Below are 23,289 nucleotides of genomic sequence, written 5' to 3'. Positions count from 1 at the left end.
ACAGGAGAGTAACCGCATTCTCAGACTAGTGACCAATAATGTCAATGGTCACAAAACTCAGGGTGACAGACTTCTCAGTATCAGGGAGGACAGAAGAGTCGCCGCAGCCGGTGCCGTGTCCAGATTGTGCTGCAACTGAATCGGGCTGATATAGGGGCGCATCACCAGATACAGGGCATGTGCGGCCTCGTCCAGCGGCGTTTTTCGTTCAAATTCTCCCGCCTGCCGCCCTTCAACAATGATGTGCTCAACCAGGAGTCGCAACCGCTTTTCATACGCCTCCGCCGAAGGCCACTTATCCCGCGCAGCGACGGCAGCAATGTCATAAAGCTTGCGATCGTGAAAAAACAAATCACTGCCGGCTTCCGTCAGGGCGCGGAATAAACGCCGTAATTTCTCCGAGGCCGACGGGGCATCTGCAATCGCAGAATTGACAATTTCCATGATCATTGCCAGCCGGTTGGCGCAGATCACCTCGCCGATCGCCTGCTTGGAATCGAAAAACTTATAGATATAAGATTTTGAAAATCCTATTGATTTAGCCAGTTCAGACACCGTGGTTTTCTCATAACCAAAATGCCCGAAATGCTCTGTCGCAGCGTCCACGATCTGATCGCGAACGCTGTGATCCGATGGCCCTCTTGGAGGGTGTACATTGATATTTTTAGTCATTTTTCCAGCTTAACTTAATGAACCTTAATTGACAACGAGTGACCATTTGGTAATTAAGTCACAGCCCTGATGTGCCTGCTAAAAATCAGCCAGATGAAAAGAGCACAGAGCGCAATGACCGCCAAAATCATATAGGCGAAGCTCCATGACGAATGGCTTACGATGGCACCCGCCAGCGCCGGACTGAATGAGGCGCCCAGCCCCTGGAGTAACATAACGAGTCCAAGTGCTGCGTTGATATGCCCTGAGCCATTAAATAACGAGGCAATAAGTCCGGGTACGGCCACGCCCAAAATACCTGCACCGACACCGTCTAACGCCTGAACGGGAAATATAACGAATTCATTGCTCCATAAAGACGCAATTGCGGCGCGAAAGGGTAATACGATCAGCGCAATACCGATAAGTCTGGCGTAGCCATATTTTGAGGCATATCTGGCCGTCAGCAATGCAACGGGGATCATCACCGCCTGAGAAATCGCGACCGTAAGGGCCGCATAGGTACCCGGCGTGAACAGAGAACCCGAGGGAGAGGAAGCGACCTTCATGCTTAACATCGGCAATTGTGCAGCATTCGCCAGGTGGAAGAGGAGCAGAGTCACTCCGGTTACCGCCAGTTCAGGTCGCTTTAGCAACGCCAGAACCGAGACAGAAACGGCCGGACCTTGGTGCTTTTCAACCCCTCTCGCCACATCATGGTCTATATCGTTTTTATTGATCGCTAATGTGCACACCACGGCGCATACAGCCATCGTGGTCATCAGTAAAAATACGGAACCTGTGCCCCAGATCCAGCAGGTTATGGCCGCCAGCACGGCAACCGCCATATTACCGCTATGGTTGAAGGCTTCATTTCGGCCCATCTGCACCAAAAAGCCTTTCTGACCGGTGATGCCTAAGGTTATGCCGGCAATGGCGGGGGCAACGATGGCTGCCGCGATACCGGTAATGATTTGCGATAAAACCACCACGGTGGACGTCGGGAAATACCAGAGGGCCAGCGCGCTAAACGTAATGAGCAGGGATGAAGCGATAATTAACAGACGTTTGTAACGTGTGGCATCGACGATCATCCCTGCGGGGAACGTGGCTAACAATCCGGCCAGCCCCCCCACCGTCATCACCAGACCAATTTCTTCTGCGCGCCAGTGATGGGATACCAGAAAGATGCCTAAAAACGGCCCGAGTCCATCGCGGACATCAGCGATAAAAAAGTTGAGCAAACAGAGTACTTGCAGCGAACGTAATCTCATCAACAGTAGTCCCGGAAAGTTTGATCATCACAAAAATACCCAGGCACTGTGCCTGAGTTTTTTTGCCTGGCTTATGCATGTTCAGTAACTGAACCTTGCTGCTGGTACTCGTGAACCAGGCTCAAAAATAGTGCCCATCTGCCGCCCCGTCAACGTCATTGAACCCCTGGGGCTGCGCGAGGAACGCCATCTGCATTTCGTGTTGAAAGAGGGATGATAGAAATGGCGCGAGGATAACGGTAAGCCTGGATTTAAACCCTGGTGGCCATACGCTCAGAGTTTTAGCTCACAGCAGGCAGCAAATAGTGAAGTGGTTTCCTTTCATAAATTTCCATGATGCCTCAATGAGCATCATATCTGGCACGAAGGTCTTTCATCAGACAGACCTTCGTGCCAAAGCCGTTAACTTTTTTATCAAGCAATACACCGAATATTAAGCGCCTCCTTCAACCAGCACAAAAGTTCCGGTCGCAGCCCCTGCACGTATTGCTTTGGCTGCCTGATATTGAGGACTCTCATAAAAACGTTTGGCCTCGGCAAAAGAAGCAAACTCAAAAACAACATGCCTTTCATGGGATTCCCCCTCAAGGTTTTCATACTGCCCGGACCAGGCAATAACCTTTGGACTGAACGCCTGCATTGCTTCTCCGGCAGCCTTAGCATATTCGGCGTAAGCAACAGCGTTCGATACAGTGACATGTGCGATTAAATAACCTTTGTTCATTTCTTTATCTCTTTTGTCAGGTGTGATTTATTCCGGCGCCATACAGGCGTGCTGTTTCTGGATCACCTGATGACATTTCTTCAGGGGAAGCATCGGCAGATTGAAAAAGGTTGAGTCATGATAATTGCCTTCAGCAAGTGTCTGCGCTGGATAACGCGGTGTGAAGACAGTCTATTAAGCATTACAGTAGGCATAAATAACCTGATAATTAACGCACTGTTATCTTAAAGAGGAACAATGAAAAACCTTGAGGCACTGATTATTTTCGCGCGAGTTGCGGAAATGAAGAGTTTTACCCAGGCAGCTGAAAGCCTTGGTATTCAGAAAGGACGTGCTTCAATCGTGGTGCGCGAGCTCGAACATGACGTAGGCGCTACACTTTTGCACCGCACTACCCGGACGGTGCAGTTGACCGAAGATGGCCGCATTTTTTATTCGCGTGCACGAGACTTGCTGGCGGAAGCAGACGAACTGCAGTCAATGTTTTCACCTGGCGGAATGTCTCTGCGGGGGCGTTTGCGTGTTGATATGCCTGCTATTCTGGCAGAAAGCGTGATTATACCCGCACTACCAAAACTACTGGACGCTCACCCGGAATTCGAGCTTGAGCTTTCGAGTACTGACCGCCGTGTTGATTTGGTTCTGGAAGGATTTGATTGCGTCATTCGTCTGGGACCTGTTGTTGATGAAACCCTGATCGCCCGGCCGCTAGGACAATTACGGATGATCAATGCAGCGAGCCCTGGCTATCTGAAACGCTTCGATGTGCCGCAGACGATTGATGATCTTCTTAATCAGGGGCACAGGATGGTTCATTACATGCGCAATTTTGGCGCGAAACCTGACGGATGGGAATATCCGTCAGGTGATGGCTACAAGTCGCTGATGTTACCCGGCACGATGACGGTTAACAGCGTACCGGCCTACCACGAAGCAGGACTGGCGGGTTTAGGGTTAATTCAGGGAGGGTATTCCGCCCTCCTGCCCCATATTCAACGTGGAACATTGGTTGAAATCCTTCCCAATCTGCGGCCCATGCCGCTAAATGCATCTTTCGTTGTCGCGCACAGACGCAATCTTTCGCAAAGAGTGAGGGCTTTTATGAAGTGGACTGAAGAAGTGTTGAAACCTTATTTTGACTAATGTCTGAGTGAATGAGAAAAACGAAGGGGGTCAAAGCCTGCTTATTTATTTGGTGCCGGTTAATTGAAACATCGTGGCATTTGCCATGTCCGCTTCTGGCACGGAGCGGACTGACTCACTGAGCAGAAGGTCCGATCAGCGCTGCAGAGTCTTTTGACCTTGCCAGCTCGGCGTTAAATGTATTGAGGGAGTCGCGCGTATACATCTCATTAGACATGAATCGGCGACCAGGAGGGGTCATGGGCTGCAGCGTCAGTCTCGACGTCCGCAGAAGCCATTTGATCATAAACTCCCCCTGCACGCTGGCCGCAACGATATCTCCGTGCTGTGGCCTGGCGCTGCACATCAGCGATAAATCGCTGTGTCACATAAAAAACGGCAGGGTGACATCTCATCCCTGTCGTCGAATGTAATAGCTTGATTTTTAGGCGATTAAAGAGAGTTTACTTGTGATGTAAATCACATTTTTATCTAATGCAAAACTCTTCGATTACTATATTCATGTCTATTTTACGACTGACACTGACAGGCTGCGAAAGGGCGGAAATTACCTTAATGTCAGGAGGATATCTGAACAAGGTTAAGATACAGACCTTTCATTGCCGGCCAACTCAATTCTGTTTCGTCCGTTTTCCTTTGCCCGATAGAGCGCCATGTCGGTTTTTTTCATTAACGACTGCTGGCTTTCCCCAACTTTCCGGAAAGCAACCCCGATACTGTCGGAGATACCCTGACCATCATCCAGTCTGATGTTCTGGGCATTCCTGCAGATGGATTCTGCATAGCGAATCACCTCATACCGGGAAAGCCCCTCGCCGATTACCGCAAATTCCTCTCCACCGATACGGAAAACTTTCAGTGCAGGCCCACTGATACCCGCCAGCTGTCCGCCGAATCTGGACAAAACACCATCACCGGCATCATGCCCCCACCGGTCATTGATGTGCTTGAAAAAATCAATATCGATGATCATCATTGACAGCTGTGTACTGGTCGTGCTGCTGAGGGTTTCCACAAAATAACGCCGATTCGGAAGCCGGGTGAGTTCATCATGCAGGGCGCTGGTCTGCGCCACGGAAAAACGTGAATTCATCCGCATGATGATGCAATAGACGCTAATAACGGTGAGAAGCATTCCGGAGAGCTTTAACAAATCTTCGCAGAAGTAGCCCACCCATCGCGGTTGACTGACTATTTCATCCATCACATCGAATGCACCTGCAGCGATCCAGAGTATGAGGCCGTTAATTGCTCCGTTCAGGGGACGTCCGTCAACGAAAACACAGGCAACATTCCCCAAGGTAAAAATCAGGAGCAGCAGGAAGAAGAGATCAATATATAACCCCGGACTGGACATGATTTCACGGAAGGTGCCCAGTGGGGAACCTGCGCTGATGGCCACAATGGCAGCAGTAGTGAGTGCCATGCAAACCCGGAGGATAACCGCCACCCTGAAGCGAACGGATGAAGACTGCAGCATATTGAATTTCCGTAGTGGTGGATGATGTTTAAAACCAGGACCCATGGAGACGGTGTTTTCGTGTGTCAGTTTGACGCACCGCACCGCACAGGCTCGCTGCGATCGGGACAGTTGTCAGTAAAACAGGTAACTCAAAAGTACCTCTGTCAGATAAAGGCGTAAACTCATGATTACCGAAATATTGTCACACCCGGACGACCTATTAAGTTATCAGAATGGGTAACATAGATTTTAGCCCACAGATGAAGGAAGCATTGGTATCTGCATTCAAGCAGACGCTACCGGATGTTGATTATAATTGTGGGAAATTTGAACTTGCATCTTCAGAGGTAGATCGTGCAACAGTAGTTGCGGCAATGCTAGCGACTAAAAAGTGGCTAGTCGAGAATGTAGAGCTAATAGATAGTGAGGTGACTCGCTTATCTCTTTTATCGCAGAAAGATTGGAATCTGGAGCAGGTTGAAAGAGCAAGATACAACTTAACATCGGCGTTGATGCTAATACCAACTGTAGAAGAGTTAAACGAGATATACGATAAGGCGGCAGGCATAGTTCAGGGAGTGTAGATCATCCGGAATTCTGTTTCTGACTGGAGCAGGATTTCGGGTCAGGGTCAGCTTCATGTTGGCTGCATAATCTGGCAACCGGTAGCCTTCTCAGTAAATTCGCATGGGTCATCCAGCCTAGCGCAGAATGGAGATGAGCTAACCAGGCTGGAGGTCCGCTGTGAGCGAGAAGAGGACATGCGAGTCAGGATAAAACGTAGTTAGTCATGCCATCAACAGGTAATATGGCGACGCGCGGAAAGTACGCCATCAATATTGCTGCTTTATCGCGTCTATAAATGTTTGGGAGGGTTCAATGTCTTCAGCTTTACAACATCGTTTCATTCTGACGGGTGGCCCGGGGTCAGGCAAAAGCACGATAATTGATACGATCATAAAACGAGGGTATTGGTGTTCAAAAGAAGCTGGAAGAGGTGTTATACAGGACCAGATTAACATAGAGGGTGATGCATTGCCGTGGGCCAATCGAACAGCTTTTGCAGAGCTCATGCTATCTTGGGAAATGCGTTCGTGGCACGAAGCGGAAGGGCAAACACGACCATGCTTCTTCGATCGTGGAGTTCCTGATGTTGCGGGTTATTTAAGCCTTGAAGAGCTTACCATACCGAGGCATCTGGATAACGCCATTGCGAAATTTCGTTATAACCGTACCGTATTTATTGCACCACCCTGGCGTGACATATATGTACAGGATACAGAGCGCAAGCAATCTTTCGATGTCGCCGTCGCGACATATCACGCGATGGTGAAAGCATACCGTATATATGACTATCAGTTGATTGAATTACCATGCGTTTCTGTAGAGGAACGTGTGGATTTCATCCTTTCCAGGATATTACGCTGATAGAACGGTAACTGCGCTTAATGATGAATCACCATGCCTGAACCTGCCATATTCTAGTGAATATAGAACTTCCGCTCCTGGCACAGACCTGCCTGTGAAAAAATCCAGGGACTGCGTTGAACGGGATGCCGACGTTATTCTCCCGTTGACTTAATTGACTGCGCCAATTCAGGACTCCGTTTGGGAAACGGAAAATATTGTACGTTATGATGGTTTTCTGTACTGACTGATTTCAATCAGGCGAAAAGGTCAATACTTTCCTTCAACCAGCTTTCTATTGTTTCGCCAAATATTTCCGCATCAATGCATTTTGTAGTGTCACGCCACGACGGACAGGAAAACCCCGTTCCACTACATGAAAGCCGTGCCGTAGAAAGAACTCTTCCGCAGCCTTACTCACATTTGAAGTAAGTTCAGCAATTCCAAGTTGTCTAGCTTCTTCATGAATGCAATTCATCAGTAGCGTCCCTACTCCCTGTCTCGGGTAGGTTCCTGAGACAAAGAAATGGTCAATGTACCCATTCGGCTGAACATCTGCATATCCAGCTATTTCCCCATCCACTTCAACAACAAAGGGGCGCAGCTCCTTCATGTAATTGGCCCATTGTTCCGGGTCGATATCTGGTGGAGCCCAGGCCTCTATTTGTTCATGTGTGTAGTAGTGTGATGCGATGGTATGTACAGAAGATAAAAAGACCCTGAATAACGCAATTTCATCCCCATTAGTGAACCTTCTGATTTTCATAAAACCTCGTTAGTCGTAACGCGTTCTGCCTGCCGGTAAAGGGTCTGGATGCTACATACTTGAGAGCAACTATAGCCTGTGGCATCTGCTGTTTCCCGGATATTCAGTTTTTTAACCTGTCGGTAGTACAGCACTTTCTGGTGCCTAATGGTTTTAACAGCAAGCGATCTGTTTTTAGTCTGAGTATCTGCATACGTTCATCTCCTTACTCAGAAGGAGTACGGTTTTATCGTAGTTACTCAGGCACCACTCATGCTTTTTGATAACCGCCGGTGGGATTTTCTCTATATCTTTGACGGTACCAAATCCCATTGACCCGTAAAAACCTTCAAGCTCAGCAAAAGGTAAACAGTAAAGAACTGACAGACCTGAGTTCTTAATTAGGAAATCTACCACCTTACGGGCGATCCCCAGACCCTCATTGCCGGGAAAAACATAAATTCCCCCAAGCTCGCCGCTTTCTGTATCGATTGTTACAACTCTACCTTGACCAACAATATTATCGCCATCAGTCGCCAATACGATTAGTTCCCCTGCAAGTGACGGTACAAAATCAATCTCAGCATAGCGCTCGTTAACGATGGCGAGATCAGCGTTGGTGGCGATTCTTAAAGAAATTTGCATCATTCTTCCTACATCTCTTTATCTGTATTTTTCAGCTTTTGATTTTCAACCATAATATTTGGTGTAAATATCAAACAATAACGGTCAAGAAACATATTAGATATAGCCTAAATGTTTGAATATTTTCTGATAGATTTCACGCACCACTTTGCTTTTATTTTCGTGATATTGTTGAATATCTAAGCTACAACCTTTAATTGCATCTAATTTAACGTCAGCATATAGCTGGCAGTCCTTCTTTGACTGTCGCAACCAATCTCGAAAAAGCACATGTCGGATTGTTTCAGGAGTGTCTTGAGTGAAAACATGAAGGTTAACTCTGGGATTATCGTAATGAAAAAGACGATGTCCATGGAAGCGAGGCTCACGCACAATTAGTTTATACCCAAGACTCTCAAGTGCTAATACATAAGTTTTTTCATCTGTAGCATCAGCAACTGTCAAATCAATATCAATAACGGGTTTGGCAGCCAGACCAGGTACCGCCGTAGAACCTATATGATCAATTCTTAGTAAATTCGAACCTAATTTATTTTTAATAGTGGATGCTAACGATGAATATATTTCCGGCCACAGGGGATCATAAGCAACGACCGCAACATTCTCAATCGGCGGTACGCCATTAACAAAATAACTATCCTGAGGATCAATGACATAATGCTGCATTATTTCTTTTGGGCTAACCATAAACCAACACCTATCGACCATACAAATTATGAACAATAGCGTACAGGAGATGGGTTTGGATGTCTCTCAAACGTCCGCTCCTGGCACGAAGCAGACATACAGATATGAATGGTCCGCTGTGAGCGAAAAGCTGAAGATTAGCTCTCGCAGAAGACATAAGCACTTTTATATCCAACTAACCATAGTGGTCATAACTTTGTGCAGAATCTTTGGTGTATATGCTTTTGGGTGTGAGCCCAGCTTTTTCATTGAACCCTTCCTGATATATTTTATTAGGCTGTTAGATCATGGCTATCTTCAAGCAGCTCGTATATTTCTTTGGAAGAGAGCGGACTGGAAAGAAGTATGCTGACCCAGTGCTCTTTGTTCATGTGGTAAGCAGGAAAGATACCCTCTTTTTTACGCAATGAGCCGATGTGCTCCGGTCTGACTTTCACTTCTAGCACATCTACCTGATCTTCCGTCTTTAGACCCAGCTTAGTGCCAGATACATTCATCACGATACCGAACCATTTCTTTCCGTCGTGATGCCTGAGTACTGCGTAGCCCGGCAGGTTGCTCCAGAGATATTCCGGTTCAGATTTAAAGTGTTCTCGTGCGTAGCTGTATAATGCATCTCTCTTCATCATAGTTTCCTTAACATCACTTACTTTATATTTTACTCTGGAAGTTATAATACCGCGTTCATGCCTATTTTAGTCATCCGCATTCTATTTAAGGTGAGTCCGAAAACACTGGTGCGGGTCACCTTACAAGATGGGTTGAACTCATCCCGATTGATAAGTACATCGTAAAGTTAGAAATGTCAGCTCCTGGCACAACGCAGCCATGCTTATATGAATGGGCAGCTTAGGGCGAAAGCGGTTGTTAACCGCATCCGGATATAATCAGTTTGTCAGAAGCTCTCTGAATGTGGACGATTGGAATTACACGAACGCCTAGATTTAAAGTGCAGCAACAATGACGGCTTCCATTTTCTCCGGCGTACTGATCGGTGCAAAACGCCTGAGGGGTTTGCCGTCGCGCCCGATCAGGAACTTAGTGAAGTTCCACTTGATCCGCCCACCCAGCACACCGGGCAATTCGTCTTTCAGGAAACGAAACACCGGGTGCGTAGCCGGGCCGTTGACCTCCACTTTTTCGAATATCGGGAAGCTCACACCATAGTTGATGTGGCAGGTCTGCGCGATGTCGTCGGCTCCGCCAGGTTCCTGATTACCGAACTGGTTACAGGGGAAACCAAGCACCACCAGCCCCTGGGGAGCGAACTTCTTGTAGAGCGATTCAAGGCCTGCGTATTGCGGCGTGAAGCCACAATGGCTGGCGGTATTCACCACCAGAACCAGCTTACCCGCATAGTCGGCCATAGAAATGAGCTGTCCACCCAGACTGGTGGCGGTGAGTTGATGAAAGGTGGTCATGTCGGGCTCCTCAGAGAATATGTGCAAAGTCGAACAGAGAGTGACGGAATAAGTTGCTGTAATAACAGGCGACATGCGGCAGAAGCTCAGCCCGCAAAACCGATGCCTGCAGGGCATTTAAGCACTCTGTAGATCTCAGAAATAACCTGCGCCGTTGCGTCTTCGATGATTCCTTCATTACGGCACAACACCCAGCCCTGAGCTGCAACTTCTCGCTCGAACGCCCTGCTACAAGCGACATGCTCTTCCAGTTTATGAATGACGGTACTGCTTAGCCCACGCGTTCTGGCCGCGGCTCTGGCCCATGAAATGTCAGGCGCAGTAACCACCCCGATATGCAGGTCTGGCGTACGCACGTTTCGTTCAATATTAAGCTGTAAGATCTCTGCAAATGGAACCTTACGGCGAAACGCGGCTTCCGACGGGTACCAGCGATCCATTAAGATAATGCTGTCCGGTGGCTGTTTAGGCAGCACGTGCTCGGAAATCCAGGCACGGCTATCAGCAAAACGCTCACAAACTTCCCGTTCCAATTCCAGGGTGGGATGTCTGGCGAGCCTGTTCACGAGGGCCATTGTTTCCCCCCTGTAAGGATCGCTTTTTTTCTCGCTAAGTCGGATCACCTTCTTGTTATCTGCCCTGAGCACTTTCGTCATGGCCTCCAGCAGGGTGGTTTTGCCGACTCCCTTGGGCCCGTCCAGAGAAATAAACAGCGGACGACTCATTGTTGAAATGACGTTTGACATAGGGTTTGCTTAACACTCAACTCTGGCAAAAACATCTTATAACCTTCTTAGTAACAGCCGACCACCCTGTCGTTCGCAGCCTCTGTCTGTCGCTCAGCATCATCCACCTACCCAAAACGGGTAAATGAATCGATGACCAGTAATTTAGTAAAAGATGATTTAAATGGGTTTTTCACATCAATAGTGAACCAGCCCGCCGTCCACCGCATACTGGCTTCCGGTTACGTAGGACGCATCGTCTGAGAGCAGAAAAAGTGCGACGGCGGCAGCTTCATCAGCGGTACCGGCTCGCCTGAGAGGCACCTGGCTTACCACAAAATCTTCAAACTTTTGCCGCGACTCTTCGGACATGAAGTGCCGGAAATTCGTCTCGACAGGTCCTGGCACCAGCGTATTGGCGCGAATGTCGCGCGCGGCCAGTGAGGCGGCCCAGCTTTTTACCATGGCAACCACGGCGCCTTTGGTTGCAGCATATAAGCTCGTCATGGGCGCACCTTCATAGACCGAAGACGATGCGGTGACCAACACGGATGCACCTGGGTTCAACATGTTGGAAAGTGAGGCAAGCTGCAACATCGGCCCGCGAACATTGGCATTCATCATGCGGTTAAAGGCATCGGCCGTAACGGATTCCGGTGTACCAATTTCTGCGTAACCCGCATTCAGCCACAATCCGTCGAGCCGCCCCCAGCTGCTGACTGCGGTAGCGAGCGCATCAATATCCGCCTCACTTGCCGCATCACTTTTCAGGATCAGCGCGGTGTCCGGCAACAGCGTGCGGGTTTGGGCAAGACGTTCGTCACTCAGCCCCGTGATGGCAACCTGTCCTCCCTCTTTCACAATTCGCAGCGCGCCTGCCAGCCCAATACCGCTGGTGCCACCCGTGATAAGTACACGTTTACCGTGAAATCTTCCCATCATTACGCCCCTTTGAACCTTTTAATCGGCATTTACCTTACGAAAGATAAACGTAGTCGTCATCTGTTTAATCATGTGGAAGCGACGTTAATGGATGCCCTGCCCTGATCGATTCAGGCAGTACAATTTTTCCATCGGATGATAAGGTGAGATTTCCCTAAATCTTCCGGGCAGGAATGAAAGTGAACATTTCAGAGAAACATGAGTGGCAAAAGGATATGTACCTGGTAAGCACAGACACAGAAAAATTGGATGTAGAGGCTATACACCGGTATCTGACCAGGTCTACCTGGGCTAAAGGTATTGATCTGGATATTGTCTCTGCATCAATAGAAAACAGCCTTAACTTTGGCGTTTATCATAATGAAATCCAGATAGGTTTCGCTCGTCTGATAACGGACTATGCGACATTCGCCTACCTTTGCGATGTCTATGTGCTTGAAGAATATCAGGGAGAAGGGCTTGGAAGATGGGTGATGGAATGCATACACCTTCACCCTGTGTTTGAAAAGCTACGCAGAATAATGTTGTTCACAACAACAGCTCCCTGGCTTTATGAAAAGCTTGGGTATGAACCCGTAAATCGCGAAAACTATGCATGGACCATAACCCGGCCTGATATTTATACCCATGGGATAAACCGGGCTGACAAACACTCACCTTCAGCTCCCGGTTGACTTATTTTTGACTGTTTTTGCAAGGGCTGCACGGGCACGAAGCAGCCAGCGGCAGAGCCAAGGGCTGCTTTGAGCGAGGAGCGGACATTAATACTTGCCTAACCGGCGTAAAATAGCAGGCTAGAGTTTGAGCAACTTGTTAGCTAACCTTGTGCACTATTTCAAGATGAGGAAAGTGACTCGAAAGAGCATTAATCGTAGTATCTGATAGATCTCTACCAACAATAAACACTGGTTTACCTTTAACCTGGATAGCAGACAACCTACTTTCTATAGCGTTTACATCTGAACGCACAAAGTGCTCCGGGAGTATTATATAAATAGCACCACATGTTTCATGAACATCCAATGTCGCTGCTGCTTTATTTAAATCATTAAAGTTCAAACTGACAACACATGGCAATTTATTTTGGAGTTCGTCAAAGTCTGCGACTCTATGGATTATAACTTTATTCGCAAGTTCATAGTGATAGCTTACTGCAACTGAATCCCTAAAATGCTCGATAACTTCACTTAAAACTTCTTTTCCGCCACGACCTTTATCATTTTCAAGTAAAGAAAAAATATTAAATTCCTCACCATCATAAGTAATTTCAATAACATTTAGGGATATATTAAGTTCAAACTTTTTAGCTGAACCAGAATTAAAGCAATTACGGCATAGCTCAACTATTAAGTCACGAACTACTATTGCTTGCCTCTTTCCCCAAACAGATGGTATTGAGCTATCAAATACTGCATTACCAATTAGTGCATTTGCTCCAGATATTTTTTCTAATTCAATAACTGCATTAGATGGAGCTAGTTCTTTAAAAAATAAGTGTGAGTTATTATCTACATAATCAGCACCAAAACTATGCGCGATACTAGCCCTTTCTTCAGCTATTATTTTCCAATGTTTTAGTTTTTCAACTGTAAACCGTACTTCATCCCTATCTATCTCAATTGAATGTCTACCACACATCCAAATACCATTATGAATGCTTCTTCTTTGTTCGGGAGACATATCAGGATCGTACCTTCTAGCTCCTGGACCTCCCGCAGCTGCTGTTATATGGCAAGCAACGCCTACATTAGAGATTGCTGTATCTGATTCTTGACTTGGCCCAACTGTAACGGCATCACAAGCAGGAAATGAACATCTAAAACCAGCCCTAGAAGCAAGTGATTGTTTGGTTGCTTTCGAAAATTCATCTCTTTTAGTCATACGATATTAAACCTTAATGGTTGTGTAGTTAGCTAACATTTTATATTGCGTCAGCACGCGTCCCCTGGGGCACTATATGGAAACCAATGTTAACTATTTAATAAAAAAATTAATCATAATCAACTACTGCTAGCTGTGATCAAAGCGTGCTGGCACATTATTACTTTCGTCTGAACTGTTATTTTTAGGGAAACCGCTCTAAGTGCCTAAGCTAAGATGTCCCCCCTCCTTCAGCAACAAATAAATGTGCCTGTTAATTTGCTAAAATTCAGCTATTTTCTGAAAAAAGAAAATAACACTGTGTATTCGTCCAAATGTTCAACCAACGTCCGCTTCTGGCACAAAGCAAACATGCGTACCTGAACAGTCCGCTTATGCGAGGAGCAGCCCTCCGTCTTTCCCTATTCCAGGCTCCCAGCCTCCGGGGTTCCCTGATGGAAAACCAGCCTCCAATGCCTGCTATCAGAATACTCCCAACATGAAGTACGAAGGGAAGCCCTGGTACCCTCCGGATGAATTGTCCGGTAATGCAATATGGCAAAATCATCCCTGATGCTGATGAGCCGGAAGTCGCTGCTGAGAATAGCCGGGGCACCTTCTTCGGCGGTAAGAGAATCTATCGTCTCCTGCCGATTCACCCTCAGACCTGATCGTGTGATTTCCGTGAACTCAGGGTGAAGTATCTGTTCAAGCCATTTCCGATCGTTCCTTTTGGCACCGTGAAGGGTGCATTCGAGCGATGTAAGCTTTTCCAGCAACATGGCGTTCCTCCTCTTTAAATTCTGACAGTCGCGCTTATTACTTTAATCATTTTGTGGCGCTTCGCTAAAATGATTTAAACGTAATCAGGACTTCAGACACAAGGTCGCCAGTATGCAGACACAAAAGAACCGCGGAGGTCCAGTTTGCAGCAAACAGGACCTGAGAGTGTCTGGATTATCCGCGCTGAATACAAAGAGAGACGCATGAATATTCTTATCGCGAAAATCACTCCGGACAACAACGGTTTTTTGGCGTTAAAAGAGGAGAGCATGGCTGCTGGATTTAACATGCTACGCAGACTTGAAGAAAACTGGCTCAACGGGCAGAACCGCTTTGATAAACCCGGTGAGAATTTGTTAGGTTTTTACGCTGACGGATTACTGATTGCCGTATGCGGATTAAACCAAGATCCCTACATGCCTTCAGTCCGGGCCGGACGACTCCGTCATCTCTATGTAGGAATTGAGTGGAGAAGAATGCGGGCTGGTATCACTCTGCTCAGAACAATACTGGAAGGTTCTGAGCGCTGGTTTGATTTTATCAATACTAACGCGCCTCAGTCAGCATTCAGCTTCTATGAAGGTGCTGGCTTTATTCCACTGGCAGATGCCGGTAACGTTACCCACCGCCTCTACATGAACACATATCAATTTCATCCTCTGAACTGATGCAGGTTGATTGATACACCAAGTTGTTCATCACGTTCGTTTAGCGCGAACGCTGCAAGCAGAAGGCAGACGCTTCTTCGTGAACATCATTCCGCCGCGCTGACATAAAAAAACCGGGCTTTTGCCCGGTTTTCGTTTGCAGCACGTGCTGAAATTACAGCCCGTTTTCGGCAATATCCATGGCGAAATACGTCAGGATAATGTCTGCGCCTGCACGTTTGATCGCACCCAGGCTTTCACGCACCACGGCACGCTCGTCGATGGCACCGGCCTGCGCCGCGAACTTGATCATCGCGTATTCGCCGCTGACCTGATACGCCGCCAGTGGCAGACGGGAGGCTTCGCGGATGTCGCGGATAATATCGAGATAGGCACCGGCAGGTTTCACCATCAGCGCGTCGGCGCCTTCCTGTTCATCGAGCAGGGATTCGCGCACCGCTTCGCGGCGGTTCATCGGGTTCATCTGATATTGTTTACGGTTGCCTTTCAGCACGCTGCCGCCCGCTTCACGGAAAGGTCCGTAGAGCGAAGACGCGAATTTGGTGGAGTACGCCATGATCGAGGTGTCGATGAAGCCGGCTTCGTCCAGAGCGCTGCGTATAGCCTGCACCTGACCATCCTGTGCAGCGGAAGGCGCGATGAAATCTGCGCCAGCGGCGGCGGCCACCACGGCTTGTCTGCCGAGGTTTTTCAGCGTCGCATCGTTATCAACGCCGTGATCGTGCAGGACGCCACAGTGGCCGTGCGAAGTGTATTCGCAGAAGCAGGTGTCAGACATGACGATCATTTCAGGCACGGTGTCTTTGCAGATGCGCGCCATACGGGCAACCAGACCGTTTTCGTTCCAGGTATCGCTGCCGGTGGCATCCATATGATGCGAAATCCCGAAGGTCATGACGGAGCGGATACCGGCGCGGGCATAACGTTCAATTTCAAACGCCAGACGGGATTCGGGGATACGTTGCACACCGGGCATGGCTTCGATAGGTACGTATTCAGAAGACTCTTCCTCTACGAAAATCGGCAGCACCAAATCGTTGACGCTAAATTCAGTTTCCTGAAAAAGTGTACGCAGGGATTCGGACTGTCTCAGGCGGCGAAGGCGTGAGCTCGGGAACTGATTCGACATGAAAACTCCTAAAAATTAATCTGTTGCGCTGAAATTTTTAAAAACAAGAGCGCAGACAGTTCAGACGGCAGGAGGCATTGCAGCGCCGTCAGACGATGAAGCCCGCATTTTATAATAACTTTTAAACAAATGATGAACTTTCCGTGAGGAGATGTAACGGAGGCCGCATTTTTGGCAAGGCGATCCCGGATGAGGGATCGCCTGACGCACACTAACCCAGCCTGATTTCGCGATCGGCGGAAGCAATGGTCGAAGGCCGGTGCGCGATAAATATTCGCGTGATATCCAGTTCGCTGATGGCCTGATTAATGCGCATTTCGTTGTCCAGATCCAGATGGCTGGTGGCCTCATCGAGGAACAGAATGGCCGGACGGCGGTAAAGCGCACGTGCGATCAGCACACGCTGTTTCTGACCGCCGGACAGGCTGCCGCCCAACTCGCTTATCAGCGTTTCATAGCCCATCGGCATGCGTTCAATATCATCATGGATATTGCAACGGCGGGCGCAATCGACGATGCGTGCGTCATCTTTCTGCTCGTCAAAACTGGCGATGTTCTCGGCGATGGATCCGGCGAACAGCGTATCATCCTGTAACACACAGGCGATGCAGCTGCGGTAATTGTTCAGACCGGCGGTGGTGATGTCCATGCCGTTGATCAGAATGCGGCCTTCGGTTGGCGTCAGTAAACCGGTCATGATTTTCATCAGCGTGGTTTTGCCCTGCCCGGACGGCCCGGTGATCGCCACACTCTCCCCCGCTGCCACTGACAGATTCAGCCCGTTAATCAGCGGCGCGATCAGGCCATCGTACTGAAACACCAGATCGCGCACATCCAGCGACGCCGCCTCGCCCGCCCGCAACAACTCACGTTCCGGCAGCGATTTTTCGGTGTCGGTCAGCGCGATATCCGCGATGCGGTCACGGTGCAGCGACAGCATTTTCAGCTGTAACATCATATTCAGCAGATTGGCCGCACGTTCGGAAAACTGCCCGCGATAGGTGTTGAACGCCACAAACATGCCGAGCGTCATATGGCCGTCGATCACCTGCGTGGCGCCCAGCCACAGCAGCGCCACCTGATCCAGCGTGGCGATCAGCGTATTACCGCCGGTAAACATCATTTCAAACTTGGTTTTACGCACCGTCGCATTGGCGTTATCAATGTTCAGATTCAGCCAGAAATTGGCGCGCGCTTTCGATAAACCGAGCGCTTTCAGCGTGCTGATGCCGTAGAGCGTTTCCATAAAATGCGAACCGGCGCGCGCGCCTTTGACGATTTGTTCCTCCGAAACCTGACGATACGCGTTGTACGTTGCCAGACGGAAAACGACGTACACCGCCGTGAAGCCGAGGATCACCCAAATCAGCCAGCCGCCGTACAACACCATCATCACTATCAGCCCCACCGACATAATGCCGTCGATAATACTGTTCACCACGTTGGTGGTCAGCGTGGTACGCAGCGTGTCGAGCGAGGTAAAGCGAGACTGAATGTCACCGAGTTTGCGCTTCTCAAAATAGTCGAGCGGCAGTTTCATCAGATGATCGAACAGCCGCGCTTTCCACTGCACGTCAATCAGCGTACTCATCACCAGCGAAGTCCAGGCGCGCAGCATGCTGACGCCGGTGCGGAAAATGATAAAGAACAGCAGGCCGAGGCAAATCAGCGTCAGTAAATCCGGGTCTTTCGCCGGGATCACGTGGTCCATCACCAGCTGCATCCCCACCGGCAGCAGCAGATTGACGGATTCAATCATCAGCGACAGGCAGAAGATTTTGGTCAGCGCCGGAATAAGCCCGCTGACGTTACCCATCATTTTGCGCAGATTGAGACGCACACGCGGTTTTTCAGAGGTAAAACCATTGTCCGGCCACAGCTCGAGCGCCACGCCGGTGAAATGCTCGGAAACTTCGCGCAGCCCCAGTGAACGGCGGCCAAACGCGGGATCGTGAATAATCACTTTGCCCTGTTTAACGCCGACCAGCACCACAAAATGGTTGAGATCCCAGTGTAAAATACAGGGCGTTTTCAGCGCGTTAAGTTCGTCGATGTCCAGCTTCAGCGCGCGGGATTTCATCTCATTCGCCGCCGCGATATCCATCAGCGTGCGCAGCGTCGCACCGCGTGACGAAATGCCGTGGCGCTGGCGCAGACTCTGTAAATCAACGTGTTTGCCGTGATAACCAAACACCATCGCCAGACTCGCCAGCCCGCACTCGGCGGCTTCAGTCTGGATAATCTGCGGCACACGCTGGCGCCAGCTAAAGTGCAGGCGGTCAGCCAGCTCCCGTACATTATCGAGATTCATTGATCGGCCCCACCACGCTTTTCTTCATGCTGTAATACGGAGACAACATCCACTGATATAGCGGCCTTTTCTCCAGGAATAATGTCGATTCGGCTTTCATGCCGCTGGATAAATTCAGCGTCTCGCCGTGCCAGTCCATCGCTTTTTTATCCAGTGACACAATCACTTTGTAATACGGCCCGCTGACCGTGCCGCTGGCGTTTCGCGGCGCGCTGGCGTAGGAATTCAGTTCCTGCTCCGAAACCGGCGCAGAGGAAATCGATTCCACCTTGCCGGGGAACTGGCCATATTTTTCAAACGGATAGGCTTCGTAACGAATATTGATGTGCTCGCCCGCTTTCACGTAAGGCACGCTTTCATTGGGCAACCAGGCAATGAGAAAGAACGGGGAATTGCTGGCGGGTACCAGCTGCGCGAGGCTGTCCCCGGCATTGACCATCTGGCCAGGCGTGACGCTCAGCGAGGAGATTTTGCCGGAGGTTGGCGCCGTGATCAGCAACGAACCTCTGGCATCGGCCTGCGCCAGCTGACGTTCAAGATCATTACGCTGATAGCCGTACTGCGAAATCTGGTTATCGAACTCGGCGGCGCGCGTCACCAGTTCGCTGCGCAGATTGGTGATTTGCAACGCTTCCTGAATCGCCTGGGTGTTCAGGCTCTGGAATGACGTTTGTTGCTGATAAAACAGATAGCGCTGATTATTCAGCTGATCGGTATTGATCAGCCCCTTCTTCTGATACGCACCGTAGTTCTGCATGCTTTTCTTCATCGCATCCAGTCCTTCCTGCGCGGAATCCACCATGCTTTGTGAAACCTGATGGGCTTTCTCATATTGCGCTAACTGCTGTTGCAGATTTTGCAGCGTTTCCTGCTTATTGCGTTGAAGTTGCGCGACGATGGCATCAATTTGCTCACGCTGTTTTTTAATCGCGGCGAGCGTGGTGGTGCTCACGTTGCCCGCCTGCGTCACCCGGCTGACGTCAATTTCATACAGCGGCTGGCCTTTTTTAACCGGTTTACCGGTATCGACATACAGTTCAGTGATCACGCCCTGTTCGGGGCTGAATAAGTTAATGCTGTGCGGCTGGGTGATAATTTCACCACTGACATTAATCCGTCGAGTGTAATTAGTGAAGATTAGGAATATGAGTAAGAAAATAATAAAAACAGCGGTCAGTGATGTCACAATCCATAGGGGCCAGCCGGCGAGTAATAACGCTTTACCAGTCCAGTGATTTTGCTGATGTTCATTGACCTCTTTACGAAAGAGCATATTTTTTGTTCCGGGAAAACAGGCTGTAAAAACAGAATCTTTGAAAGATAGCAGCCCGAAAACCTCCTGCCACCGCGATTACTCTGAAACATCGCTGGCCGGTATTTCCGTAAGGAGACAGTCACGCGGTAATATTAATTTACTTTCTGTAGTGAAAATAATATCTCGCAGTCGCCCGGTTATTTTTTACACGTTAAATGAATGAATCAGATTGGCTTAAGTATTAATTTACATTAAAAACAGATAGTTAAACTTAAAATTCGACTTAGGAGATTATTCCTAGTCAAATTCTTCTCCGGGTGCTCTAGGCTTAATCCCTGTGAAGACATTGCGTAGAAATTATCTCCATAGCATTACTCAATGTTTTCATCGCCCCCGGAATATCGGGGACTGGCTTTAACAGATAAAAGGATGACCTAAGATGAAACAATTAACAGAACGTGATATTGAAATGGTTAATGGTGCGGGTTGGTCGGAAGATGTGAATAAAGTGGCCGACCGCTTGTCAAACTTTGGTCAGGACGCAGTAAGTGATACCGGTAATGCGGTGAACAAAGCGTATTCACAAATTTCCGACGGTCTTGCTAAAGCACAGAACTATCTGACAACCTAGTTTACAGTCTTCAAAGGTTAATCAGAGTGATACCAGCCCCCATTTATTTGGGGGCTTTTTTTGTCGCAGATTTACTTATGACAAAATAAACCTCAGACACCCGCCTTGGTTTTATCGCTCTTCACCATGCTGTTTTTCAGCTTGCCGATGAGCTCACGGCGGAAATCACCGAGTTTGGGTTTATCCCCTTCCAGCCACGGCAGCGGGCGGCAGAGCTCCATGGTTTTGATGCCCAGACGCGCGGTCAGCAATCCGGCACCGATACCTTGCGCCGCACGGGCAGACAGACGCGCCGCCAGGTCCTGCGACATCCAGTCCATCCCCACTTCGCGCACCAGTTCGGACGCCCCGGCGAAGGCCATATTCAGCAGTACCAGACGGAATAAACGGATGCGGCTGTAATAACCCAGTTCGATGCCGTACAGCACGGCGATGCGGTTGACCAGGCGCAGGTTGCGCCAGGCGATAAACGCCATATCCACCAGCGCCAGCGGGCTGACGGCGATCATCAGGGCCGATTCCGCCGCTGAATGGCTGATCTCGCGCCGCGCCTGCGCATCGAGCACCGGCTGAACTAACCGCGCGTAAAGCTCGACCACTTCACGGTCATTCTGGGTTTCATGCAGCGACGCCTGCCAGCGTTGTAATGCCGGATGGCTGTTATCGAGCCCCGCCTGCGCCGCCAGTTTTTCACAGAAAGCCCGCCCCTGCCCCAGTCCGTGACTGTGCATTAACTCACGTGCCTTATCGCGCTCGTCGGCACGCTGCCGCAGGCGGTATAAGCGCCGCCATTCGGTGGCGATTGAGCCGACACCCGCGAGGATAATCAGCCCGCCTGCCGTGCAGGCACCGAGTGCCACCCAATCCTGTTGGATCCAGGCCTGATGTACCCATTGAACGCCCTGCGCCACCACGCTGATGCCCAGCACCGCCACGCCCAGACGCACCAGTTTACTCCACACGCTGCGGCGCGGTTTGAGTGCGCGGCTGAGTACCGCTTCGGCCTCGCCCTCTTCCTGTTGTTCATCCGTTTCGGTGGTGACCGGAATGAAGCGCTCTGAAGCGAGTTCGTCAAACGCCAGCGCCGGTTTGATCACCGGTTCGGCCGGGGCTTTTAATTCCGTTTCAAAATCGATACGCGGTTTTAAAGGTTCGCTCATCGCATTTTATCTCCCAGTAAAAACTCCATCACCGCATCCAGACGGATGTGCGGCAACGGCTGATCCACGCTCATTTCCCGCGGACGAAACTCGTCAAAATGGAAACCTTGTTTTTGCCAGAACGCGTGCCCCGGCAGGCGCGCCGGGACTTCGCCGGGGAACACGGTCAGCGGCGCGCCGTCCTGCAAACGGTGACCTTTCAGCGCAGGCAAACTTTGCCCCTGATATTCCACCAGACCAGTTTCCGTCGCCTGAACAGAAGCCAGTCCGGCGCAATCCATGCTGATGCCTTCGAACGCCGCGTTCTGCCACGCTTCCTGCACCAGTTGCTGTAACAACGACACCAGATTGGCGTGCTGATCGCCGGTGATGTGATCGGCTTTGGTGGCGGCGAACATCAGTTTGTCGATGCAGGGATTAAACAGGCGGCGGAACAGCGTGCGTTTACCGTAGTGGAAACTTTGCATCAGTTGAGTCAGCGCGAGGCGCATGTCATTGAACGCCTGCGGCCCGCTGTTGAGCGGCTGCAGGCAATCGACCAGCACAATCTGGCGGTCAAATTTCACAAAGTGATCTTTATAGAAGCCTTTCACTATGTGCTGACAGTAGTAGTCGAACCGCGCGCGCAGCATGCCGAGATTGCTGTTTTTATCTGCCTGCGCCAGTTGCGCGTCGGTATAGCGGTTCAGTTCAGGCCACGGGAAAAATTGCAGTGCGGGCGCCCCGGCCATATCCCCCGGCAGAACAAAACGCCCCGGCTGGATAAAGTGCAAACCTTCGGTTTTGCAGCGCACCAGATAGTCTGTATACGCTTGTGCAATCGCACCCAGCAGATTTTCATCCGCAGGCGCAAGCGGATCGCATTGTTCGCACAGCGTCAGCCACGGCTTCGCCCATTCTGCGCGATCGCCCTGTAACAGCCCCGCCATCTGGCGTGACCAGTCGAGATACTGTTGCTCGAGCATCGGTAAATCCAGCAGCCATTCGCCGGGATAATCGACAATTTCCAGATATAACGTGGAGGTATCTTTGAAGTGACGCAGCAGGGAATCGTTGGAGCGGTAACGCAGTGCGAGGCGGATTTCGCTGACGCCACGGGTTGGCGTTGGCCACGCAGGGGGCGTGCCGAAAAGCGACGCCAGCCCTTCATCATAGGCAAAACGCGAGACGCCCAGATCCCGCTGGGGTACGCGTTTCACGCCCAGCAGTCGCTCCTCGCGGGCAGCCGAAAACAGCGGTAAACGTGCGCCGCTGTGCATGTGTAAAAGCTGGTTAACGAAGGCGGTAATAAATGCGGTTTTCCCGCTGCGGCTTAAACCGGTGACGGCCAGCCGCAGATGCCTGTCCATGCCGCGATTGATCAGTGAATTAAACTCGTTTTGTAGTCTTTTCATTGCTCTCCCTGGCGTAGCGCCCAAACAGCGCGGTCAAAATACGTTTGAATAACGGTTCTAATAATAGTGCTAAAACGTAACGAACGGGTCCTTTTGCTACCACGCCCAGCACGCGCGCCGCCAGCCCGGCAGGGCCGAAAGTCAGCGCCAGCGTCACGATCACGCCGAAAATTTTCTTCAACAGGCTGCTTTTACCCGGCAGCGAGGAATGCAGATAACGGGTCATAAAGATTCCTTAAGCGGGGACGTGAAAAGGAGGTGGCAACCGGCGC

At 49.9% G+C, this 23,289-nt stretch carries 25 protein-coding genes; 6 read left to right on the top strand and 19 right to left on the bottom strand.

The features are described from left to right. Positions 1 to 57: 57 nt before the first annotated feature. The 3 genes from ABSH60_RS18365 to ABSH60_RS18355 all read right to left on the bottom strand — a co-directional run bounded on the left by ABSH60_RS18365 (position 58) and on the right by ABSH60_RS18355 (position 2,649). A complete protein-coding gene (locus ABSH60_RS18365) occupies positions 58 to 672 on the bottom strand; it encodes a TetR family transcriptional regulator (protein WP_390975188.1) in 615 nt (204 codons plus the stop codon). A 53-nt stretch (positions 673 to 725) separates the two neighbouring features. After that, entirely contained in the window at positions 726 to 1,925 is a 1,200-nt protein-coding gene (locus tag ABSH60_RS18360) for an MFS transporter (protein ID WP_390975815.1), read from the bottom strand. 433 nt (positions 1,926 to 2,358) lie between these two features. After that, the gene (locus ABSH60_RS18355) at positions 2,359 to 2,649 is read right to left on the bottom strand and encodes a DUF1330 domain-containing protein (RefSeq protein ID WP_390975186.1); all 291 of its coding nucleotides are present in this window, start codon (positions 2,647 to 2,649) and stop codon (positions 2,359 to 2,361) included. 237 nt (positions 2,650 to 2,886) lie between these two features. Between ABSH60_RS18355 and ABSH60_RS18350 the strand changes: the two genes are divergently transcribed. Further along, a complete protein-coding gene (locus tag ABSH60_RS18350; RefSeq protein ID WP_390975184.1) occupies positions 2,887 to 3,792 on the top strand; it encodes a LysR substrate-binding domain-containing protein in 906 nt (301 codons plus the stop codon). Between the two features lie 580 nt (positions 3,793 to 4,372). On the opposite strand, the gene ABSH60_RS18345 is transcribed toward ABSH60_RS18350, so the two are convergent. Then, on the bottom strand, positions 4,373 to 5,218 hold the full coding sequence (locus ABSH60_RS18345) for a diguanylate cyclase (RefSeq protein WP_390975182.1): 846 nt from the start codon (positions 5,216 to 5,218) through the stop codon (positions 4,373 to 4,375). Positions 5,219 to 5,487: 269 nt separating this feature from the next. Between ABSH60_RS18345 and ABSH60_RS18340 the strand changes: the two genes are divergently transcribed. Together ABSH60_RS18340 and ABSH60_RS18335 are read left to right on the top strand one after the other, a co-directional pair. Further along, on the top strand, positions 5,488 to 5,838 hold the full coding sequence (locus ABSH60_RS18340) for a hypothetical protein (RefSeq protein WP_390975180.1): 351 nt from the start codon (positions 5,488 to 5,490) through the stop codon (positions 5,836 to 5,838). Between the two features lie 295 nt (positions 5,839 to 6,133). Then, positions 6,134 to 6,682: an AAA family ATPase gene (locus ABSH60_RS18335; RefSeq protein ID WP_056780964.1), complete on the top strand. Its 549-nt coding sequence runs from the start codon at positions 6,134 to 6,136 to the stop codon at positions 6,680 to 6,682. Positions 6,683 to 6,956: 274 nt separating this feature from the next. On the opposite strand, the gene ABSH60_RS18330 is transcribed toward ABSH60_RS18335, so the two are convergent. From ABSH60_RS18330 to ABSH60_RS18300, 7 genes are all read right to left on the bottom strand, one after another. Then, entirely contained in the window at positions 6,957 to 7,427 is a 471-nt protein-coding gene (locus ABSH60_RS18330; protein WP_045896579.1) for a GNAT family N-acetyltransferase, read from the bottom strand. 174 nt (positions 7,428 to 7,601) lie between these two features. Further along, on the bottom strand, positions 7,602 to 8,054 hold the full coding sequence (locus tag ABSH60_RS18325; RefSeq protein ID WP_200930321.1) for a GNAT family N-acetyltransferase: 453 nt from the start codon (positions 8,052 to 8,054) through the stop codon (positions 7,602 to 7,604). Between the two features lie 93 nt (positions 8,055 to 8,147). Continuing rightward, positions 8,148 to 8,738, bottom strand: coding sequence for a GrpB family protein (locus tag ABSH60_RS18320; RefSeq protein WP_056780970.1), 591 nt, complete (start codon positions 8,736 to 8,738; stop codon positions 8,148 to 8,150). 272 nt (positions 8,739 to 9,010) lie between these two features. Further along, on the bottom strand, positions 9,011 to 9,364 hold the full coding sequence (locus ABSH60_RS18315) for an MmcQ/YjbR family DNA-binding protein (RefSeq protein ID WP_390975813.1): 354 nt from the start codon (positions 9,362 to 9,364) through the stop codon (positions 9,011 to 9,013). A gap of 318 nt (positions 9,365 to 9,682) precedes the next feature. Further along, on the bottom strand, positions 9,683 to 10,159 hold the full coding sequence (locus ABSH60_RS18310) for a glutathione peroxidase (RefSeq protein WP_390975176.1): 477 nt from the start codon (positions 10,157 to 10,159) through the stop codon (positions 9,683 to 9,685). 86 nt (positions 10,160 to 10,245) lie between these two features. Continuing rightward, positions 10,246 to 10,884 carry a dTMP kinase gene (locus ABSH60_RS18305; RefSeq protein ID WP_390975811.1) on the bottom strand — a complete coding sequence of 213 codons (639 nt, stop codon included), beginning with the start codon at positions 10,882 to 10,884 and terminating at the stop codon, positions 10,246 to 10,248. A 198-nt stretch (positions 10,885 to 11,082) separates the two neighbouring features. After that, on the bottom strand, positions 11,083 to 11,823 hold the full coding sequence (locus tag ABSH60_RS18300) for an SDR family oxidoreductase (protein ID WP_056780980.1): 741 nt from the start codon (positions 11,821 to 11,823) through the stop codon (positions 11,083 to 11,085). Between the two features lie 176 nt (positions 11,824 to 11,999). Between ABSH60_RS18300 and ABSH60_RS18295 the strand changes: the two genes are divergently transcribed. Next, a complete protein-coding gene (locus ABSH60_RS18295) occupies positions 12,000 to 12,500 on the top strand; it encodes a GNAT family N-acetyltransferase (protein ID WP_390975174.1) in 501 nt (166 codons plus the stop codon). Between the two features lie 139 nt (positions 12,501 to 12,639). Here the strand turns inward: ABSH60_RS18295 and ABSH60_RS18290 are convergent, their stop codons facing one another. Both ABSH60_RS18290 and ABSH60_RS18285 read right to left on the bottom strand, forming a co-directional pair. Then, complete coding sequence (locus tag ABSH60_RS18290) at positions 12,640 to 13,707, bottom strand: hypothetical protein (RefSeq protein WP_156362045.1); 1,068 nt, start codon at positions 13,705 to 13,707, stop codon at positions 12,640 to 12,642. 401 nt (positions 13,708 to 14,108) lie between these two features. Continuing rightward, entirely contained in the window at positions 14,109 to 14,468 is a 360-nt protein-coding gene (locus ABSH60_RS18285) for a DUF4440 domain-containing protein (protein ID WP_390975171.1), read from the bottom strand. Between the two features lie 204 nt (positions 14,469 to 14,672). On the opposite strand from ABSH60_RS18285, the gene ABSH60_RS18280 reads away from it, so the two are divergent. After that, entirely contained in the window at positions 14,673 to 15,137 is a 465-nt protein-coding gene (locus ABSH60_RS18280; protein WP_390975169.1) for a GNAT family N-acetyltransferase, read from the top strand. A gap of 154 nt (positions 15,138 to 15,291) precedes the next feature. On the opposite strand, the gene hemB is transcribed toward ABSH60_RS18280, so the two are convergent. The 3 genes from hemB to ABSH60_RS18265 all read right to left on the bottom strand — a co-directional run bounded on the left by hemB (position 15,292) and on the right by ABSH60_RS18265 (position 19,850). Further along, on the bottom strand, positions 15,292 to 16,266 hold the full coding sequence (gene hemB / locus ABSH60_RS18275; protein ID WP_056780997.1) for a porphobilinogen synthase: 975 nt from the start codon (positions 16,264 to 16,266) through the stop codon (positions 15,292 to 15,294). 211 nt (positions 16,267 to 16,477) lie between these two features. Further along, the gene (locus ABSH60_RS18270) at positions 16,478 to 18,577 is read right to left on the bottom strand and encodes an ABC transporter transmembrane domain-containing protein (RefSeq protein ID WP_390975167.1); all 2,100 of its coding nucleotides are present in this window, start codon (positions 18,575 to 18,577) and stop codon (positions 16,478 to 16,480) included. Further along, positions 18,564 to 19,850: an efflux RND transporter periplasmic adaptor subunit gene (locus ABSH60_RS18265; protein ID WP_390975165.1), complete on the bottom strand. Its 1,287-nt coding sequence runs from the start codon at positions 19,848 to 19,850 to the stop codon at positions 18,564 to 18,566. Before ABSH60_RS18265 ends, ABSH60_RS18270 begins: the two co-directional genes overlap by 14 nt. 421 nt (positions 19,851 to 20,271) lie before the next feature. On the opposite strand from ABSH60_RS18265, the gene ABSH60_RS18260 reads away from it, so the two are divergent. Then, positions 20,272 to 20,463, top strand: a complete 192-nt coding sequence (locus ABSH60_RS18260; protein ID WP_056781007.1) for a hypothetical protein — start codon at positions 20,272 to 20,274, stop codon at positions 20,461 to 20,463. A 92-nt stretch (positions 20,464 to 20,555) separates the two neighbouring features. Here ABSH60_RS18260 and ABSH60_RS18255 read toward each other — a convergent pair whose 3' ends face one another. From ABSH60_RS18255 to ABSH60_RS18245, 3 genes are read right to left on the bottom strand one after another with little or no spacing between them, the layout of a single operon-like run. Beyond that, positions 20,556 to 21,623: a TIGR01620 family protein gene (locus ABSH60_RS18255; RefSeq protein WP_390975163.1), complete on the bottom strand. Its 1,068-nt coding sequence runs from the start codon at positions 21,621 to 21,623 to the stop codon at positions 20,556 to 20,558. Continuing rightward, entirely contained in the window at positions 21,620 to 23,017 is a 1,398-nt protein-coding gene (locus ABSH60_RS18250) for a YcjX family protein (protein WP_390975161.1), read from the bottom strand. The genes ABSH60_RS18255 and ABSH60_RS18250 overlap by 4 nt, the downstream gene beginning before the upstream one ends. Then, positions 22,992 to 23,243 carry a phage shock protein PspD gene (locus ABSH60_RS18245; protein WP_056773717.1) on the bottom strand — a complete coding sequence of 84 codons (252 nt, stop codon included), beginning with the start codon at positions 23,241 to 23,243 and terminating at the stop codon, positions 22,992 to 22,994. Before ABSH60_RS18245 ends, ABSH60_RS18250 begins: the two co-directional genes overlap by 26 nt. Between the last annotated feature and the right edge of the window lie 46 nt (positions 23,244 to 23,289).

The sequence above is a fragment of the Rahnella sp. R3(2024) genome, from assembly GCF_042920125.1.
Classification (GTDB): domain Bacteria; phylum Pseudomonadota; class Gammaproteobacteria; order Enterobacterales; family Enterobacteriaceae; genus Rahnella; species Rahnella rivi.
The sequence above is the reverse complement of the archived record's forward strand: the minus strand, read 5'-3'. Positions and strand labels throughout refer to the sequence as shown.